2 protein-coding genes are annotated in these 1,950 nt (G+C 55.4%); both read right to left on the reverse strand.

The genetic code is table 11. The annotated features are described in order from the left end of the window. Window positions 1–599: 599 nt before the first annotated feature. Complete coding sequence (locus AB5Z54_RS09810) at window positions 600–1,724, reverse strand: aminotransferase (protein ID WP_368161410.1); 1,125 nt, start codon at window positions 1,722–1,724, stop codon at window positions 600–602. Window positions 1,725–1,872: 148 nt separating this feature from the next. Next, on the reverse strand, window positions 1,873–1,950 hold a 78-nt coding region (locus AB5Z54_RS09815; protein WP_195192534.1), incomplete at its 5' end, for an arginine deiminase family protein.

Consider the following 1,950-nt stretch of genomic DNA (forward strand, 5'->3'; position numbering starts at 1 on the left):
GAAGGCACGTGCAGACCTTTCGTCATGGCCTCCTACCTTTCTTTCGGGCCCTTGTCAGGGCCGATTCGTTAGCGCCCCTCCGTGTGAGGCGTTATTGCTGACGACATATTTATATCCAAAATCAGCTCATACTTCCACCTTGCCCCCGAACGGTTTTTTATAGGGGGTGAACGGCATACACATATACTTCACGCATGGCACACTTCATCTTAATAAAGCGTATTTACGTGCTTAAACACGTTTTAATCCTAAAATCAAATGGAACTAAACTTTGTTAAACCATCCTCAAATTGCATATTTCCAATAAAGCTATGAATAGAATTAGCGGTTCATACCGCGTCTCAACCATTTTCATTTTTATTCAGAAAAAAGTTTGTCCTATTCATTTCTGGTAAATAAATTACCGTTTACCAGACGCTTGATACCGTTCACCGGAAACTCAGTATAAGGCCCAGCGGATACCGACTCGCTTTACGGCCCCATTTGTAACAACTTGACTTCTCGGTATGGAAAAACGGACCCGCTTCCCCTAGGGAAACGGATCCGTTTTCGATTATCTTCGGCCAATTTGGATGAGGCCCTCGAAGATCATCGGAATCCTAGCGATCAAACTCCGCCAGTGCCTCGCCCAAAAGCCTCAGGCCCTCGCGCAGAACGTCCTCGCTCGCGCAGTAGCCCAGGCGCGCGCCGCAGGGAAGCTCAAAACGGCTACCGGGGACCAGCAGCACTCCCCTCTCGGCCAGCAGGCGCTTGCAGAACTCCTCGTCATCCTCGGGAATGTCCAGTTGGATAAACGAGGTGGACACGCCCTGCGGAGCCGTCCAGGAGACACGGTGCTGTGCGTCGATCCAAGCCTGCGCGATATCGCGGTTGCCAAACACGATCTTGCGGTTGCGCTCGAGAATCTTATCCTTGTGCTCAAGCACATAGGTCGCCAAGGCGTCGTTGAACACGCCGCCGCAGATCATGGTGTAGTCGCGGTAGGTACGGATGCGGTTGGACACTTCCTCGTCGGCAACGACCCAGCCTACGCGGGCAGCAGGCGTCGAATAGGTCTTGGACACCGAATTGGTAACAATGGCCTTCTCGTACACGTCGGCCATCGACAAAAAGTCCTCGGTGTTCTCAAGCGGCAGGTACACCTCGTCGCACAGCACATAGGCGCCAACCGAGCGGGCGATTTCGGCAATCTGGCCGAGCGTGTCGGCATCGAGCACCGTTCCGATGGGGTTCGATGCATTGTTGATGCAGATGAGCTTGGTATTGGGACGCACCAGACGCTCGAGCTCCTCGATATCGGGTCTCCAGCCGAGTTCCTCGCGAAGCTCCCAATACTCGACCTCGGCGCCGAGCGTACGCGGGATCTCATAGAGCGGCGCATAGGTAGGCCACTCGGCGATAACGTGGTCGCCGGGCTCGACTACAGCCATGATGGCGTTGAGGTTAGCGCCCGTGCAGCCATTGGTCTGCAGAATGTGATCGGGATTGACCTCGCGACGATACAGCTTGGCAACCTCGGCCTTAAACTCCGGCGAACCCTCGATCCAGCCGTAGTTCATCTTCTCGCGGTCCAGGCGCTCGTAGAACGTGGCGCCGTCCTGCTCATCGAGCGCGCGAAGCTCGCCCATGGTCAGCGACGAAATCGTCGACTGAGCGATATCCCAGGTAGCGCTCTTCTCCCAAACGTTGAGCCATTCCTCAACGCCAATCGTCTTGATGTCCATGGCCAAGCTCCTTACAAAAGCAGTCATCCAACCGTGTTGACGTTCCTCATACGAGATTGGGGCGGCGCGAAAACCCGCACCGCCCCATTGGGAGACATCTAATGGCAGCTAGATGTTTGTATTAAGACCCGTACGGTCTATGAAGACCCTAGAGGTCCTCGCGCCAGAAGGGCATGCTCATGCAGCGCGGGCCGCCGCGGCCGCGGGAGAGCTCGGCGGAGGGCAC

Source organism: Collinsella aerofaciens (assembly GCF_040910185.1).
GTDB lineage: Bacteria > Actinomycetota > Coriobacteriia > Coriobacteriales > Coriobacteriaceae > Collinsella > Collinsella aerofaciens_BF.

Excerpts from the sequence above, each read along its gene's own strand:
- AB5Z54_RS09810 (WP_368161410.1), bottom strand. The coding sequence starts at position 1,724 with ATGGACATCAAGACGATTGGCGTTGAGGAATGGCTCAACGTTTGGGAG.